The sequence below is a fragment of the Gluconacetobacter liquefaciens genome, from assembly GCF_003350405.1.
Lineage (GTDB): Bacteria > Pseudomonadota > Alphaproteobacteria > Acetobacterales > Acetobacteraceae > Gluconacetobacter > Gluconacetobacter liquefaciens.
The window spans coordinates 1-15,269 of the sequence record NZ_QQAW01000020.1 but is presented as its reverse complement, the minus strand read 5'-3'; the positions used below and the strand labels follow the sequence as shown (position 1 = coordinate 15,269).

At 66.7% G+C, this 15,269-nt stretch carries 13 protein-coding genes, 1 tRNA gene and 1 pseudogene; 6 read left to right on the top strand and 9 right to left on the bottom strand.

Features of this window, described 5'->3' with window-relative positions; translation table 11 throughout:
* Positions 1–135: 135 nt before the first annotated feature.
* The 8 genes from aqpZ to C7453_RS18355 form a co-directional block, all read right to left on the bottom strand.
* Entirely contained in the window at positions 136–828 is a 693-nt protein-coding gene (aqpZ, locus tag C7453_RS18390; RefSeq protein ID WP_114729643.1) for an aquaporin Z, read from the bottom strand.
* A 281-nt stretch (positions 829–1,109) separates the two neighbouring features.
* A complete protein-coding gene (locus tag C7453_RS18385; protein WP_114729642.1) occupies positions 1,110–1,886 on the bottom strand; it encodes an ABC transporter ATP-binding protein in 777 nt (258 codons plus the stop codon).
* Positions 1,880–2,881, bottom strand: a complete 1,002-nt coding sequence (locus C7453_RS18380) for an ABC transporter permease (protein WP_114729641.1) — start codon at positions 2,879–2,881, stop codon at positions 1,880–1,882. The genes C7453_RS18385 and C7453_RS18380 overlap by 7 nt, the downstream gene beginning before the upstream one ends.
* Positions 2,878–4,005, bottom strand: a complete 1,128-nt coding sequence (locus tag C7453_RS18375) for an ABC transporter substrate-binding protein (RefSeq protein WP_245949153.1) — start codon at positions 4,003–4,005, stop codon at positions 2,878–2,880. The genes C7453_RS18380 and C7453_RS18375 overlap by 4 nt, the downstream gene beginning before the upstream one ends.
* Before the next feature lie 376 nt (positions 4,006–4,381).
* Complete coding sequence (locus C7453_RS18370; RefSeq protein WP_114729639.1) at positions 4,382–4,636, bottom strand: hypothetical protein; 255 nt, start codon at positions 4,634–4,636, stop codon at positions 4,382–4,384.
* A gap of 201 nt (positions 4,637–4,837) precedes the next feature.
* Complete coding sequence (locus tag C7453_RS18365) at positions 4,838–5,701, bottom strand: hypothetical protein (RefSeq protein ID WP_114729638.1); 864 nt, start codon at positions 5,699–5,701, stop codon at positions 4,838–4,840.
* Positions 5,698–6,690 (bottom strand): ferritin-like domain-containing protein, encoded by a 993-nt coding sequence (locus C7453_RS18360; RefSeq protein ID WP_114729637.1) that lies wholly within the window; start codon positions 6,688–6,690, stop codon positions 5,698–5,700. Before C7453_RS18360 ends, C7453_RS18365 begins: the two co-directional genes overlap by 4 nt.
* Before the next feature lie 115 nt (positions 6,691–6,805).
* A complete protein-coding gene (locus C7453_RS18355) occupies positions 6,806–7,480 on the bottom strand; it encodes an ATP-dependent Clp protease proteolytic subunit (RefSeq protein WP_114729646.1) in 675 nt (224 codons plus the stop codon).
* Positions 7,481–7,663: 183 nt separating this feature from the next.
* Between C7453_RS18355 and C7453_RS18350 the strand changes: the two genes are divergently transcribed.
* The 6 genes from C7453_RS18350 (at position 7,664) to C7453_RS18325 (ending at position 14,647) form a co-directional block, all read left to right on the top strand.
* Entirely contained in the window at positions 7,664–8,662 is a 999-nt protein-coding gene (locus C7453_RS18350; RefSeq protein ID WP_141289189.1) for an OmpA family protein, read from the top strand.
* A gap of 166 nt (positions 8,663–8,828) precedes the next feature.
* Positions 8,829–10,091, top strand: coding sequence for an LL-diaminopimelate aminotransferase (locus C7453_RS18345; RefSeq protein WP_114729635.1), 1,263 nt, complete (start codon positions 8,829–8,831; stop codon positions 10,089–10,091).
* A gap of 117 nt (positions 10,092–10,208) precedes the next feature.
* Positions 10,209–11,561, top strand: coding sequence for a homoserine dehydrogenase (locus tag C7453_RS18340; RefSeq protein ID WP_114729645.1), 1,353 nt, complete (start codon positions 10,209–10,211; stop codon positions 11,559–11,561).
* 67 nt (positions 11,562–11,628) lie between these two features.
* A complete protein-coding gene (gene glpX, locus C7453_RS18335) occupies positions 11,629–12,624 on the top strand; it encodes a class II fructose-bisphosphatase (RefSeq protein ID WP_114729634.1) in 996 nt (331 codons plus the stop codon).
* Between the two features lie 21 nt (positions 12,625–12,645).
* Positions 12,646–14,481 carry a single-stranded-DNA-specific exonuclease RecJ gene (gene recJ / locus C7453_RS18330; RefSeq protein WP_114729644.1) on the top strand — a complete coding sequence of 612 codons (1,836 nt, stop codon included), beginning with the start codon at positions 12,646–12,648 and terminating at the stop codon, positions 14,479–14,481.
* Between the two features lie 90 nt (positions 14,482–14,571).
* Positions 14,572–14,647 (top strand) — tRNA-Glu (locus tag C7453_RS18325).
* A gap of 187 nt (positions 14,648–14,834) precedes the next feature.
* Here C7453_RS18325 and C7453_RS18320 read toward each other — a convergent pair.
* Positions 14,835–15,269, bottom strand: a pseudogene (locus C7453_RS18320) (IS3 family transposase); the annotation flags it as partial.

The window sequence follows — 15,269 nt, the reverse complement described above, 5'->3', positions numbered from 1 at the left end:
GCGGTCAATCTCTACACCGCCATGGGGGCGGGCTGGCAGGGTGTGGCCGTTACCGCCACCGCGCTGCCCGTCTCGCTGGAAAAGCAGAATATCCTTGCCCGCGCCTTCAAGGAGTAGCACTGGGCCGTGCTTTCCTCATGATTCCGGGGTTGCAATCAGGGATTTCCAGATAAAGGCGCCGAGCAGGGCGCCGATGAGCGGGGCCGTCCAGAACAGCCAGAGCTGCCCGATCGCCGCCGTCTGCGCGAAGAACGCGACCGCCGTGGACCGGGCCGGATTGACCGAGGTGTTCGTGACGGGGATCGAGACGAGATGGATCAGGGTCAGGGCGAGCCCGATCGGGAGCGGCCCGAACCCGGCCGGTGCGGTTCGGGAGGTTGCGCCCAGAATGACGACGAGGAACCCCGCCGTCAGGATCGTCTCGATCAGGAAGCCGGAGAGAAGCCCGTAATGTCCGGGGGAGAGGGCGCCATAGCCGTTGGAGGCGAAGGCGCCGGCCACGAAATCCGGTTTGCCGGAGGCGATAAGGTATAACAGGCTGGCTGCCAGAAGACCGCCGAGTACCTGGGCGGCCCAATAGGGACCGAGCGCGTTCCACGGCAGGCGGCCGGCGGCGGCGGCGCCGAGCGAAACGGCCGGGTTGAAATGGCCGCCGGAGATGCCGCCGACGGCAAAGGCCATGGTGAGGACGGTGAGACCGAAGGCGAGTGCGACGCCTCCGAAACCGATCCCGAGTTGCGGGAAGGCCGCATCGAGGACGGCGGCGCCGCAGCCGCCGAAGACGAGCCAGAATGTGCCGAAGAATTCTGCGCCGAGCTTTTTTATCATTTTTCGAGCGTCCTTCGTCTGCGGCGTAGGCCCGCCGCGCGCGACCCGGTGTCGCAGGCGAAATTATCGCTTCATCGGGTGCGGAAAGGGCGTGAAATCATCCGGATATTACCGTCATCTTCCAGAGGGATGGCGTTACTGGAGGGCAGTTGCCTTCGGTCCGGGCAGTACGCGCATGGTGTGAGATGCGGGAAACGCGCGTTGGACCGTTGCCGGTGCCTGACTGGCCTTGCGGCACGGTTTGTGGCCGAGCCCGCCGCCAGTTGGGCTTTTCCAGCTTTTTACCAGTCTGCGCTATGGCCGAGCTGGGTCAGGATGTTCTTGCGCAGATCGAGCAGGCGGGGGTCGTCGCGGTGGCGGTGAGGAGGCAGGTCGATCGGCAGGTCGGCGATGATGCGGGCGGGGCGGGGGCTGAAGACGACGATCCGCGTGGCCAGCAGCAGGGCTTCCTCGACATCGTGGGTGACCATGATGGCTGTGAAGCCGCGGTCGCGCCACAGGCGGTGCAGTTCGGTCTGCATCGTCAGGCGTGTCAGACTGTCCAGCTTGCCCAGCGGTTCGTCCAGGATCAGCACGCGCGGGTCGTTGACCAGGGCGCGGGCGAGGGCCGCGCGCTGGGCCATGCCGCCGGACAATTGGTGTGGCCAGGCGCGTTCGAAACCCTTCAGCCCCACCAGTTCGATGGCGGCATCGACCGATGCCTGGTCCTTGCGGCCGGCGATGTCGTGGCCAAGGGCGACGTTGCCGCGCACGGTGCGCCAGGGATAGAGCGTCGGGTCCTGGAACATCACGATTCGGTCGGGGCCCGGGCCGCTGATGGGGGTGTCTTCGGCCAGGATCGTGCCCCCATGCGGGGGCTCCAGCCCTGCGATCAGGCGCAGCAGGGTGGATTTGCCGCAGCCCGACGGGCCGAGCAGGGCAACGAATTCGCCCGGCGCGATGCTGAGGCTGATATCGTCGAGAACCGGCGTGAACACGCCGCCGATCGTGTAGCCGTGGTCGATATGATCGAGTTCCAGCCCCAGAGGATGGGCGATGCGGGTGGAGGTGGTTACCATTTCAGGCCGTCCTTCTGCCAGGAGAGGACGCGGTCGCGCAGCTTGAACAGCAGCGTGACCAGCCCCGTGCACATCAGCGACATGACCAGCAGCGCCGCATACATATTGGGATAGGCCGCCCAGCCCTGGGCCCATTGCATGTAGAAGCCCAGGCCGGATTTCACGCCCAGCATCTCGGCCACCACCAGGGTTGCGAAGGAGACGCCCAGACCCATGAACAGGCCGACGAAGATCTGCGGCATCGCGGCCGGCAGGGCCACGCGCAGGACCAGGAAGCGGTTGCGTGCGCCCATGGTGCGGGCGACGTCGTAATAGGCCGGATCGACGGCGACGACGCCGGACCATGTCAGGATGGTGGTGGGAAAGCCGGCTGCCAGCGCCAGCAGCGCCTCGCTGGCCAGCCGGCTGGAGGGGATGATGATGAAGGCCAGCGGCAGCAATGCGACGGGGGGCAGCGGGCCGATCAGGCGGATCAGGGGCCGCACCCAGTAGCGGAACCGCAGCGAGCGGCCCAGCCCGACACCGATGGCGACCCCAAGTGCTGCGCCGATGCCGTAGCCGACCGCCAGCAGGCCGAGCGAATGCAGCAGGCTGTCGCCCAGCCGCCTCCAGTCGGTCAGGAATACATCCAGAAGGTCCTGCGGCGTGCCGAAGAAGGGGCGGGGCAGCCAGAGCAGTTTGGCCTGTATGATTTCCCATGCCGTGAAGCCCAGACCCAGTGCGATGGCCCATGGCGCGCGCGCGGACAGGCGGCGCAGGACCGCCGCCACCGTCAGCGCGAGGCCGATGGCGCAGAACTGGGTCGCGAGTTGGTTGGTGTCGGGGAAATCGTCGGCGTCCGGCCAGCGCCAGGTGACGAGGGCCGCCAGGAACCATGCGGGCCCGGCGACCCAGGGCAGCAGGGGGCGTCGGGAGGACGTGCCGGGTTTTGTCGCTGTCTGCCCTGATGGGGTGTCCGCGGTCTGGTTCGGTGACGGCGTATTCGGTGAACTCATGTGGCGAACAGATCCTGCGTCACCTTGCCGGCATAGCGCGCGGAATCGAGCGAGGGACGGAAGACGCCGATCTGTTTCAGGGCATCGGCGTAGCGCACGACCTCGTCATGCAGCGACGGACCGAGAGTCTGGTGATGGTGGCCCTGAAGGCGCAGCATTTCCGCGATATCCTCGGCGCTGGCGCGGGCGGCGAAGGGTTTGAAGATGCGCCCGGCTTCGTCGGGGTTGCAGGCGACCCAGGCGCCGGCTTCCAGGATCGCGCGCGTGACGGCCGCTGCCACGGCGGGGTCGTTACGGATCAGGCTGCCGCGCAGGCCGATGACGCAGCAGGCAATCTGCGCCCAACTGCCGTTCATGTTGCTGTCGATTTCCACCAGGTCGAACTGGCGCTTGTAGAGGTATGAGAAGGGATCTGTGCCGGTGATGGCCTGCACGTCGCCGCGTTTCAGGGCCACCGACAGCAGGTCGGCCGGGTATTGGCGCCATTGGACGTCGGATTCCGGGTCGATTCCGACTTCTTTGAGACGAATGCTGAAGAAATTTTTGTCGGGGCCGCCGATATCGGTTACGCCGATGGTCTTGCCGCGCATGTCTTCCAGCTTCGCCGGGCCGCCCTTGGGGGCAAGCATGTGCATGCAGCCCGCGTGCAGGCCCGCGACGAGCTTGACGTCGAACCCCTGCTGGAGCGGCTTCAGCCAGCGCAGGGCCATGCCGGGCGCGCCGTCGGCCTTGCCGGTGGCCAGAGCTTCCAGCAACTGGTCGGTGGAGCCGGCGAAATTGACGTAATCGACGTCGAGATTATAGCGCGCGAAGAAGCCCTTCTCTTTGGCGACCGGAATCGCGGCGGTGCAGGTGGAATTCTGGTTCCACGCGATGGTCAGCTTGCGGGCGGGGCCGGGGACAGGGGGAACGTTGGCCGTGCCGGCCGGGCTGCAATGGGCGGCTTCGTCCGCCATGGCGTCGAGCGGTGCAAAGGGGAGCGCCGTGGCGCCGGCCAGCAATGCGCGGCGGGAGAGGCTGGTCGTGTCGGGCATGGGCTTGGCCTTGGAGGATTCGGGCGGCGGGTCGGTCTGGATGTCCCCGGTCGGCCTGTATCGCGGTCGGGCCGCGAGGGGGTGGGACATTGCGGGACTCTGCACTCCGACAGGCTGCGATATTAACGATATAAAATCGTTGTTGGGTATTCTTGTCTCACGATCGGGGGGAGTGCAAGCGTAAAACGGCGGGCAGCTGGTGGAGAATGGGGTGCCGCGTTGCGGGATATTGTGGAATATCGCGGTTCGGCTGGAGGCGAGCACGGTCCGATGCCGCGCGGGCGGTGATCGTGTCGGCGCATGTTTTGACTGGGGACGTCTTGTTCTTTCTGGGGGCAAAAGAACTGAAAAATTCTGACCCGTTCAGGGGGGGCTCGGTGTGAGCGGCCTGGGATTGGCTTGAACGGGTCAGAGTCTCTCGGCTTCTTTTTCTGCTGAAAAAGAAGCCTTCAATCTTTGAGGGGGATCAGGCGTAGAGATCGACGCTGCCCGGATCGGCCGAGGCGTTCTGGCTGCCGGTGGTGGTTTCGGAGATGATGTTGCCCTGCGCGTCCTTGGTCACGATGGTGATGGAACCGTCGCTGTTGGCGATTTCGGTCGTGGTCGTGGTGGAAGAGGAGGAGGACGACGACGACGAGGCTGTGTCGCTGCTGCTCGTGCTGCTGGTGCCATACAGACTGTCGAGCGCGCTGCTGCCGAGACTGGAGATGGACGAAGACATGTGACGATTTCCCGTGACTGGCGGCGGCTGCGTGGTGTCGGCACGTCCGTGGACGAACCGGCGCGACCTTCCGCGCGGTGGAGTAACTGACCCGGCCAGGAGTCCGCGACCGCATCAACGGCAGAGTAGGGTTGCGCTAACCTGTCGGAAAGGCAGCTTTTTCTCTCGATTTGCAACAGAACGTTGCTGTGCGGGGACGTCTTATCGGGTACCGGCGCGCAGGTGGGGGCGGCTGCGGTCCCACAGGCGCATGCCGCGCAGGGCGAGGTCGGCCATGGCGGGCAACAGGCGGGGCTGCATCAGGTCGGGGTCGAATTCCTGCATCCGGCGCGCGTTCTCGCGGTAGCAATCCTCGACGAACTGGCGAAACGAGAAACGGTCGAGGAAAACATTGGCCTGGGTGACCGCGAAATCGCGCCCGTCATTGGGGTGGCGGCCGCGCCGGACCATGGCCAGCAGGCGCTTCAGTGCGCGGCTGTAATAACGGGTGGATTTCAGGGCCCGGCGCATCGGGCCCAGGCCGCGCCGGTGCTCGCGCCACGCCATGTAGTTGATGAAGAAGACGATGTGCCGCGTTTCCTCGAACATCAGCAGATCGAAGATCTCGAACAGCTTTTCGGGCAGGAACTGCGACTGGCGGGCGTTCTTGAAGGCCCCGAAGCCCAGGAAGGCGTCGAGGCATTCGCCGAAGCCGAAATCGATGAACGCGGTTTCCAGGTCGGTGGGAAATCGCTCCAGCGGCTGTTCGGTCGCGTCGATGCCGTAGCGGTCGATCATCGTGCGGATCAGCTTTGCGTGGCGTGCTTCCTCCAGGCCTTGGAGGACCACCGCCTCGCGCACCACCGGGTCGGTGATCTGGGGAGCGAAGGCATCCACGATTGCGCCCGCCCGGCGTTCGGTGTGGTACACCTCCTGCCAGAACGGGATGGTGCGCAGGCGACCCAGTTCTTCCGCCGTCAGTTCCGGCCACGGCAGGGTCTCGGGGTCGAAGACCTGATGCGTGGCGATGAACTGGCGGCAGAACAGGGTCTTGTGGGTTTCCGATCCGGCTTCGATTCGGTTCAAGCAGTCTTCTCCAGCGCCCTGGCGCCGGAAGGACGGCGGAGGAACAGGCGCAGGAAACGCGCGAGGTTCGGTGCCAGTTTCGGACGCAGCAGGCGCGGATCGTAGCCGGAGAAGCGGCGTTCGTTCTCTTCCAGGCACAGATCGATCATGTCGCGCAGGCTGACATCCATGTTCGTCATGTCCTTGGCGCCGCTGACGGTGAAGTTGTTATCCTGTTCCTGCACGTTGCCGTCGGCGTCGATGCTGGTGGCCAGGCCGATCCGCTCGTAGACCAGGAACACCCAGACCGCGAGGACGCGCAGTTCGAACCACGGACGCTGCCACAGGGGCATGGTCGCGCGGTGCCAGGCCAGCCAGTTGGCGAACAGCAGGATGTGACGGCATTCCTCCTGCATCACCGGCTCGAACGTCTCGATCAGCTCGGCGGGGAAGAAACCGGAGCGCTGGGCGAGGGCGAACAGGCCGAAGGCGAAGAAGCTGTCCACGCATTCCGAGAAGCCGGTGACGAGATAGGCCCATTCGGTGTCGCGCGGCTCGATATAGGGCGGCTCGGGCGCCATCTTGATGTCGTAGGCCTCGACCAGCTTCGACAGGACTTCCTTGTGGCGGTTTTCCTCCCACGCATTGCGTGACAGGGCGTCCTTCATGTCCGGGTCGTCGATCATGCGGGCGTAGGCGGCCATGCGCAGGCGGGCCTTGCCCTCGGTCTGCACCGCGATGTCCCAGATCGGCAGGGAGGTGACGCGCCGCAGCGTTTCCGGGTCCAGCTTCGGCCATGCGATGACCGAGGGCTTGTACGGGTTGAACGTGTCGCGGAACATTTCCGCCACCGCGCGCTTGTGCTCGGCCGAGCCGGGCTTGAGCGGGCCGGGTACCGGGCTGGACCAGTGGCGGGCGTTGAAATCGGCCTCGGCGACCGTTTTCGTATCGGCGCCCTTGGGGTCGATCGCCTCGGGGAGGGAGGAATAGATATCGGAGAGAGAGGTCATGCTTCGCAAGCTCGCACAATGAGTACAGACGCCGTTCCGGCCTGACTGCATCAGGCCGGAACGGACGTCACCTTGCGGCCCCCCCCTGCGATGGGGGGGATGAGGGGGCCAGCGATCAGTGGATGTCGGAGATCGTGGAAATGATCCGTGTCACCAGGCCGTAGGCGATCGCCTCTTCGGCCGACATCCAGTAATTCCGGTCGGTATCGCGGCAGATCTTTTCGTATTCCTGCCCGGTTTCGCGCGCGAACAGGCGGTTCAGCCGCTCGCGCATCTTCACGATTTCCCGCGCCTCGATGTCGATATCGGTGGCGGGGCCGCGCACGCCGCCCATCGGCTGGTGCAGCAGGAAGCGGGTGTTGGGCAGGCAGTAGCGGCGCTGGGGATTGCCGGCGGCGAAGATCAGCGCGCCGGCCGAGGCGACCCAGCCGGTGCCGATCACGTTTACCGGGGCGACCGAATCGACGAAGCGGATCATGTCGTGGATCGTGTCGCCGCTCTCGACGTGGCCGCCGGGCGAGTTGACGTACACGTCGATCGGCTTGTCGGACGCGCCGGCCAGCGCCAGCAGGCGGCCGGTGACGTCGCGCGCCAGCTTGTCGTTGATCGCGCCGAACACCAGCACCTTGCGCTGGTCGAACAGGCGGCTTTCAAGCTCGTTGACCGGGGAGGACAGGGTCTTGTTGTCGTCGGGCTCTTTCGGCTCGGGACCCTGGGGCTCGGGGATGTCTGGACCGTTGGGGTCTTCGTCATCCATCCGGATACGGTGGTTCGGCTGCATGCCGTTCAGCATCATAATCTCCCTGTATCCAGGACTGGTCTGCGTCATCACTCTATCCTGCGCCGCCTTCGGCCCGGTGCCAAGACCCGTCCTTGTCCGCCTCTCTCGCTAAAGGCCCAGGGGCGGGTTAGTAAGGGGGGTAGCCGTGCCCCGAGTGGAATACGGCCGCCAGACGCTGGTCATGGAGAGAAGATGGGTATGAAAGCGCCGCTGCCAAGAGACCGCGTGGCTTTGGCCGGCCCGGCGGGCCGCCGGGGGGCGGCCGTGGGGGCGGCGCTGGCGGGGATGCTGGCCGGCCTGCTGCCCCTGGGCGGCTGCGCCCATCGCGATGCCGTGGATACCACGCTGGACTGGTGGCATCAGTATCAGGGCGGGGTGATCGCCCAGCAGCGGCCGCCGCCGCCGGGGGCGCATGATCCCTATCCCGCCGTGGGCCTGACCCCGACCACGCCACCTGTGCTGCCCTCGGCCGAGCGGCGGCAGGATGTGACCGAAGCCCTGATCGAACAGCGCAACCTGGCGCACCGAATGGCGGCGGAGGTCGGGCCGCTGACGAATACGGCCGTTCCGGCACCGGCGCGACCGGCCGCTCCGGCGGTGGCCGATGCCGCATCTTCAGCGACGCTGGAGGCGGCGGAGGCGCCGCCGGCCGCGCCGGTTGTTGCGCCGAAACCGGTCGAAACGGCGTCTTCGGCCTCTGCTGACGACAGCGCGGGACCGCTGGTGGCGATGCCCGAGGTCGGGGAGGATGTTGGCGGGGTGGGGGGCAAGGCGCAGGCGGTGGCGGCGCCTCTGCCCGCGATTCCGGCCGGGCCGCCGACGGCGCCGCAATTTCCCGGCTTCGCCGTGCCGGCCGATGCCGCCGTCGCGGTGAGCCGTCCGGATTATGCGCTCTCCGACCCTGGCGGCACGCGCATTCTCTTTCCTGTGGGCAACGATCATCCGCTGGCGGGGCAGGAGAAGGAGATCGATAGCGTGGCGCGCCATACACCCGGCGGCCCGTTGTTCGTCCATGGCTATGGCGAGGCCGCGTCGACCGATTCGGCGGAGCAGGCGCGGGCGATGGCGCTTGCGCTGCTGCGGGCTCGTGTGGTGGCCGATCGCCTGGTGACCGATGGCGTGCCGGCGAAGGCGATCCATCTGCGCGCCCACCCCTTCGGCGATGGCGTGCGTCTTCGCACGGCGGAGTAGAGCGTGGCGCGGTTGCCTGTCGGGCCTGGGCGTCGCTAATATCCGCGATTGGTGGGGAACCAGCCCGCCAGTCGCGACATGCCGCCGGAAGAGCGGCGCGAAACGGCCATCCTGAACCTTGTCGGGGGCGCTGGGTCCCCGGCAGACAGTCTCAACGAGCCAACCCATGACCGAAGAATTCCATCGCATCCGCCGCCTGCCGCCCTATGTGTTCGCCGAGGTGAACAAGGCCAAGGCCGCGGCCCGAGCTAGGGGCGAGGACATCATCGATCTGGGCATGGGCAATCCCGACAGCCCCACGCCGCCGCATATCGTGCAGAAGCTGGTGGAGACCGTTTCCAACCCACGTGCGCATGGCTATTCGGTGAGCAAGGGCATTCCCGGTCTGCGCCGGGCGCTGGCGGCTTATTATGAGCGCCGTTTCGAGGTGAAGCTGGACCCTGAGACGGAGGTGATCGCCACCCTGGGGTCTAAGGAGGGGTTGGCCAATCTGGCTGCCGCGATTACTAGCCCCGGTGACACCATCCTGGTGCCGAATCCGTCTTATCCGATCCATCAGTTCGGCTTCATCATCGCCGGGGCTTCGGTGCGCTCGATTCCCGCGACGCCGGATGAAGAGATGCTGCGGGCGCTGGACCGCGCGGTGCGCCATTCGGTGCCGAAGCCGACGGCGCTGATCGTGAACTTTCCCTCCAACCCCACGGCTTATGTCGCGGACCTGGATTTCTATCGCGAACTGGTGGCCTTTGCCCGACGGCACGAGATCTGGATCATGTCCGACCTGGCCTATGCCGAGATCTATTTCGGCGACAGGGTGCCGCCTTCGATCCTGCAGGTGCCGGGAGCGAAGGAGATCGCGGTGGAATTCACCTCGCTGTCCAAGACCTATTCCATGGCCGGCTGGCGAATGGGGTTCGCGGCCGGCAATCCGCGGCTGATCAATGCGCTGACGCGGATCAAATCCTATCTGGATTATGGCGCGTTCACGCCGATTCAGGTGGCTGCGGTGGCGGCGTTGAGTGGCCCGCAGGATTGCGTGGCGGAGATGCGCACGCTGTATCGCGACCGGCGCGACGTGCTGATCCGTGGCCTGCATGCTGCCGGGTGGGATGTGCCGTCGCCCGAGGGGTCGATGTTTGCCTGGGCGCCGCTGCCGCCGGCATTCCGCGAAATGGGGAGCGTCGATTTCTCCAAGCTGCTGCTGAAGGAAGCCGGGGTGGCGGTGGCGCCGGGGCTGGGCTTCGGCGAGTATGGCGAGGGCTTCGTGCGGATCGGGCTGGTGGAGAACACGCAGCGCCTGCGTCAGGCGACCCGCGCGATCCGGCAGTTCATGGGCCGGCATGGCGTCAATCTGCCTGACCTGGCGGGGAGTGGCCGCCGGGTGGGGAAGGAGGCGGATCAGGCAGCCGATGCGGCGTCGGTGATCTGAACCGTACAGGCCGGCGAGCCGGCTGTTTTTTGACCCGGACGTGGCGCGGTGGGCGCTGCGTCCGGCTGTTTGCTGAATTCAGGAACGACGACAGGATATCAGGTGACCGGACGGATGATGGCTACGGGTGGTGCGGGCGGACAGGCGGACGGAACGGGGCCGGCGCCATTGCGGATCGGCATCGCCGGGCTGGGGACGGTGGGAGCCGGGCTGGTCAAGCTGCTGCGGAGCAATGCGGCGATCGTCAGCGCCCGGGCCGGGCGGCCGGTGGTGGTGACGTCCGTGGCCGCGCGCGACCGCACCCGTGACCGGGGCATCGATCTGGACGGCGTGACCTGGCACGACGATGCGGCGGCGCTGGCGCACGATCCTGACGTGGATGTGGTGGTCGAACTGATCGGCGGGGCCGAAGGCATTGCCCGCCGGCTGGTGACCGAGGCATTGCGGGCCGGCCGGCCGGTGGTGACGGCCAACAAGGCGCTGATCGCAGTGCATGGGGCCGAACTGGCGGCGCTGGCCGAGCAGGCGGGTGTGCCGCTGATGTTCGAGGCTGCGGTGGCCGGAGGAATCCCCGCCATCAAGACCGTGCGCGAGGGGCTGGCCGCCGACCGGTTGAACCGGGTGGGCGGTATTCTGAACGGCACCTGCAACTATATCATGACCGCGATGCGCGAGAGCGGCCGGGCTTTTGCCGATGTGCTGGCCGAGGCGCAGGCGCTGGGTTATGCCGAGGCCGATCCCTCGACCGACGTGGACGGCATCGACGCGGCGCACAAGCTGGCGATTCTGGCCGGGTTGGCGTTCGGGCGGCCGGTGGCGTTCTCCTCGGTCCATGTCGAGGGGATTCGTGGCATCGATGCGCTGGACCTGACCTTCGCCCAGGCGCTGGGTTATCGCATCAAGCTGCTGGGGCTGGCCCGCCGGCGCGAGGATGGGGTGGAGGCGCGCGTGCATCCCTGCCTGGTGCCGGAGAAGATGCCGATCGCGCAGGTGGATGGCGTGTTCAATGCCGTGCTGGTGGAGGGCGCGTTCGTCGGCCGGCTGATGCTGGAGGGGCGCGGCGCGGGCGAGGGGCCGACGGCTACCGCCGTTGCCGCCGACCTGATCGACATTGCCCGCGGCAATGCGGTGCCGGTCTGGGGCCGCAGCACCGATGGGCTGACGCAGGTGGAGGCGCTGCCGCGCACGGCCTTCCACGAGGAATATTATCTGCGTCTGCAGGTGCAGGACCGGCCCGGCGTGATCGCCGATGTGACGGCCGTTCTGCGCGATCATGGCGTGTCTTTGCGCAGCATGCTGCAACATGGGCGCGCCGCCGACGATATTGGTGGAGCGGACGAACCGTCCGTGCCGCTGGTGCTGGTCACACATCGGACACAGGAATCCGCCATGATGGCGGCGTTGGCCCGGATTGCGGAACTGCCGGCCGTGATCGGCGAGCCGGCGATGATCCGTATCGAGGCCGGCTGACTACGCCTGCGGGCCCGCTCATCAGGCCGGCGGTGAGAACCGGCCCAGACAGTCAAGGAACAGAGTGATGACGTCCAGACCCACTACCGCCTATCAGGTTACCGACCGCAATCTTGCCCTGGAGTTGGTCCGTGTGACCGAGGCGGCGGCGATGGCGGCATCGCACTGGACCGGTCGCGGCCAGAAGAACGATGCCGATGGTGCCGCCGTGGAGGCGATGCGCCTGGCGTTCGATACCGTGGCGATCGACGGCACGGTGGTGATCGGCGAGGGCGAGATGGACGAGGCGCCGATGCTGTTCATTGGCGAAAAGGTAGGTGCCGGCGGCCCGGCAATGGATATCGCCGTGGACCCGCTGGAAGGCACCAACCTGTGTGCCAAGAATATGCCCAATGCCCTGACGGTGGTGGCGCTGGCCGAGGCGGGCAATTTCCTGCATGCGCCCGACGTGTATATGGACAAGATCGTGGTCGGGCCGGATCTGCCGGAAGGCGTGGTGGATCTGGATGCCAGCATTGGTGCCAATCTGCGCGAACTGGCGCGGGCCAAGCGCAAGGATATCACCGAACTGACGTTGTGTGCGCTGGAGCGCGAGCGCCATGAGGAACTGATTGCCAAGACACGTGAGGCCGGGGCGCGGGTGATGCTGTTGAGCGACGGCGACGTGGCTGCCGCCATTGCCGCCTGTCTGCCGGATGGCCAGGTGGATATCTATGCGGGTTCGGGGGGGGCGCCGGAAGGCGTGCTGGCTGCCGCTGCCGTGCGTTGCGTGCGTGGCCAGATGCAGGGCCGGCTGCTGTTCGAGGATGATGAGCAGATCCGTCGTGCGCGGGAGATGGATCCGGGTAAGGACCCGTCGCGCAAGTTGAGCCTGTTCGACATGGCCAAGGGGGATGTTCTGTTCTCGGCCACCGGCGTGACGACCGGCCCGCTCCTGCGGGGTATCCGTCGCGATGGCCGCCGTGCCGTCACGCATTCGATCGTCATGCGTTCGAAATCCGGCACGGTGCGCTTTGTCGAGGGGCATCACGATTTCAGCACCAAAACCTGGCCGGCCTACTGACGGCCGATGTCGCTTGCGACCATGGCGGACGGGACTCTGATGGACGCGGCGCCTTCCGATCCGGCTGAGGGGGCGGTCGTGCTGGGGGTGCGGTCCAGTCTGGGGGGCCGGCGTTGGCTTTGGCGGGATTCCCGCCTGGCCGATGCCGGCGGGCGGATCGGGCTGATGATCGCGCAGCAGGCGGGGGTGTCCGAACTGGTCGGGCAGATGCTGGCGGCGCGCGGGCTGGATGGGAACACCGCCGCGACCTTCCTCGACCCGACCCTGCGGGCGTTGATGCCTGATCCTTCCGCGTTGCAGGACATGGACGTAGCGGCTGATCGGCTGGCCGAGGCGGTACGCCGGGGCGAGACGGTGGCCGTATTCGGCGATTATGACGTGGATGGGGCCTGCGCCGCCGCGCTGGTGACCGGGCTGCTGCGTCAGTTGGGCTGCCCGGTGATGACCCATGTGCCGGACCGGATGACCGAGGGTTATGGCCCCAATGCCCCGGCGCTTGACGCGCTGGTGGCGCGGGGGGCGACGCTGGTGGTCTGTGTCGATTGCGGCACGGCGGCGGGCGATGTGCTGGCGACGCTGGCCGGGCGGGCTGATATCGTGGTGCTGGATCACCACAAGGCCGAGGGGCCTCCGCCCTCAGTGCTGGCGACCGTCAATCCCAACCGTCCTGATTGTATGTCTGGCCAGCGCGGGCTGTGTGCGGCGGGCGTGGCGTTTCTGACGGCGGTGGCGACGATACGGGCGTTGCGGCGGGCGGGGTGGTTTGCCGGACGGCCGGAGCCGGACCTGATGGCGTTTCTCGATATCGTGGCGCTGGCGACGGTGTGCGACGTGATGCCGCTGACCGGGCTGAACCGGGCGCTGGTGACGCAGGGACTGAAGATTCTGGCGCGGCGGCGGCGGCTTGGGCTGGATGCGCTGATGGAGGTGGCGGGCGCGCGCGATCCGCTTTCGGCCTTTACCTGCGGTTTTGCGCTGGGGCCGCGCATCAATGCCGGAGGGCGGATTGCCGAATCCGGGTTAGGGTTGGAACTGCTGCTGTGTGATGACGCAGCCGAGGCCCGGCGTCTGGCCGAGCGGCTGGATGCGGTGAACCGGCGTCGACAGACGGTGGAGAGCACGATCCTGGACCGGGCGATGGAAGAGGCTGCCGCCCAGCGCGCGGCCGGGCATGCGGTGCTGGTACTGTCGGGGCGGGACTGGCACCCAGGCGTGGTGGGCATCGTTGCCGGGCGGATCAAGGAGAGGTTCAATCGCCCGGTGCTGGTGGGCGCGGAACTGGAGGACGGCACCGTCAAGGGCTCGGGCCGGTCGGTTGCCGATATCGATCTGGGAGCGGCCATCATCGCGGCGCGGCAGATGGGACTGCTGACGACGGGTGGCGGGCACGCCATGGCTGCCGGGTTCTCGCTGCCGGGCGATGGTGTGCCGGCGCTGCATGATTTCCTGAACGAGCGGTTGCGCGATGCGGCGGCGTTGCCGGATGCGGTCGATGTGCTGATCGAGGGCGTGGTGCATGTGGCCGGGGCGACGGTGGCGCTGGCGACCGATATCGGCCGGATGGCGCCCTTTGGGGCGGGCAATGACGAGCCGGTGCTGGCTATTCCGCGCGTGCGCGTGGTGCGGGCCGACCGGATCGGCCGCGAGGGCAGCACGTTGCGGGTGCTGGTGGAAGGCGAGGGTGGCGGGCCGCGGCTGAAGGCGCTGCTGTTTCGTGCCGATGAGCATCCTGCCACCGCGATGCTGGAAGACCGCAACGCCCCGCCGCTGCATCTGGCAGGCTGGCTGCGTGCGGAAAGCTGGAATGGCCGTATCGACGCCAGTTTCTTCATCCGCGACGCGGCAGTGGCGACCTGAGGGCCCGCTTTCGCAAAGAAAATGTCATCATCCGGCTTTGAGGGCTTGACCGCCCCGCACCATCGGGATACGAACCCGGCCAAGCCAGATGTCCCATTCGTCTAGAGGCCTAGGACGCCGCCCTCTCACGGCGGCAACAGGGGTTCGAATCCCCTATGGGACGCCATTGATTTTATTGGGTTTTTCGGAAAAACCCTCCCATAAATTCCCGGTTTTTGCACCATTTTTGTACCACCGCGAGGAACGTGCCATCCTGCCTCCATGGCGGTTGAGGCTGCGATTCCCGGCAGGCAAGCGGTGAGCGGGCGTATAGACCCGGCGACCGGGGAGCCGCTGCCCAAAGGGGTTTCCTATCGAGGCCCCAAGCAGTATATGGCGCGCAAGAAGGTGTCGATCACGGTCAGGATCCTGATCTTGCGGCCCGTCGCAAGCTGGTCGTGAACAAAATCCATCGCCCAGCTGTCATTGGAGTGTGTCGCCGGACGACGGTCCTCGCGCACTTTCGCCTTGACCCGGCGCCTGGGCACCTTGTTGCGCAGTTGTATGCCCAACTCCTTGTAAAGACGATAGATCCACTTCGGGTTCACCGCCCAGCCATCCCGCTGCAGCAGGATATGAACGCGGCGGTAGCCATAGCACACACGGGTTGCGCAGATCTCCCGGATCCGCTGGGTCAGTTCGGCCTGCGTGCCACGCTTCGACTTGTAGACATACAGGGAACGATCGATCTGCAGCACCGCACAGGCGCGCCGTGTCGAGATCTTCCACTCCCCCTGAAGCCTGTCCAC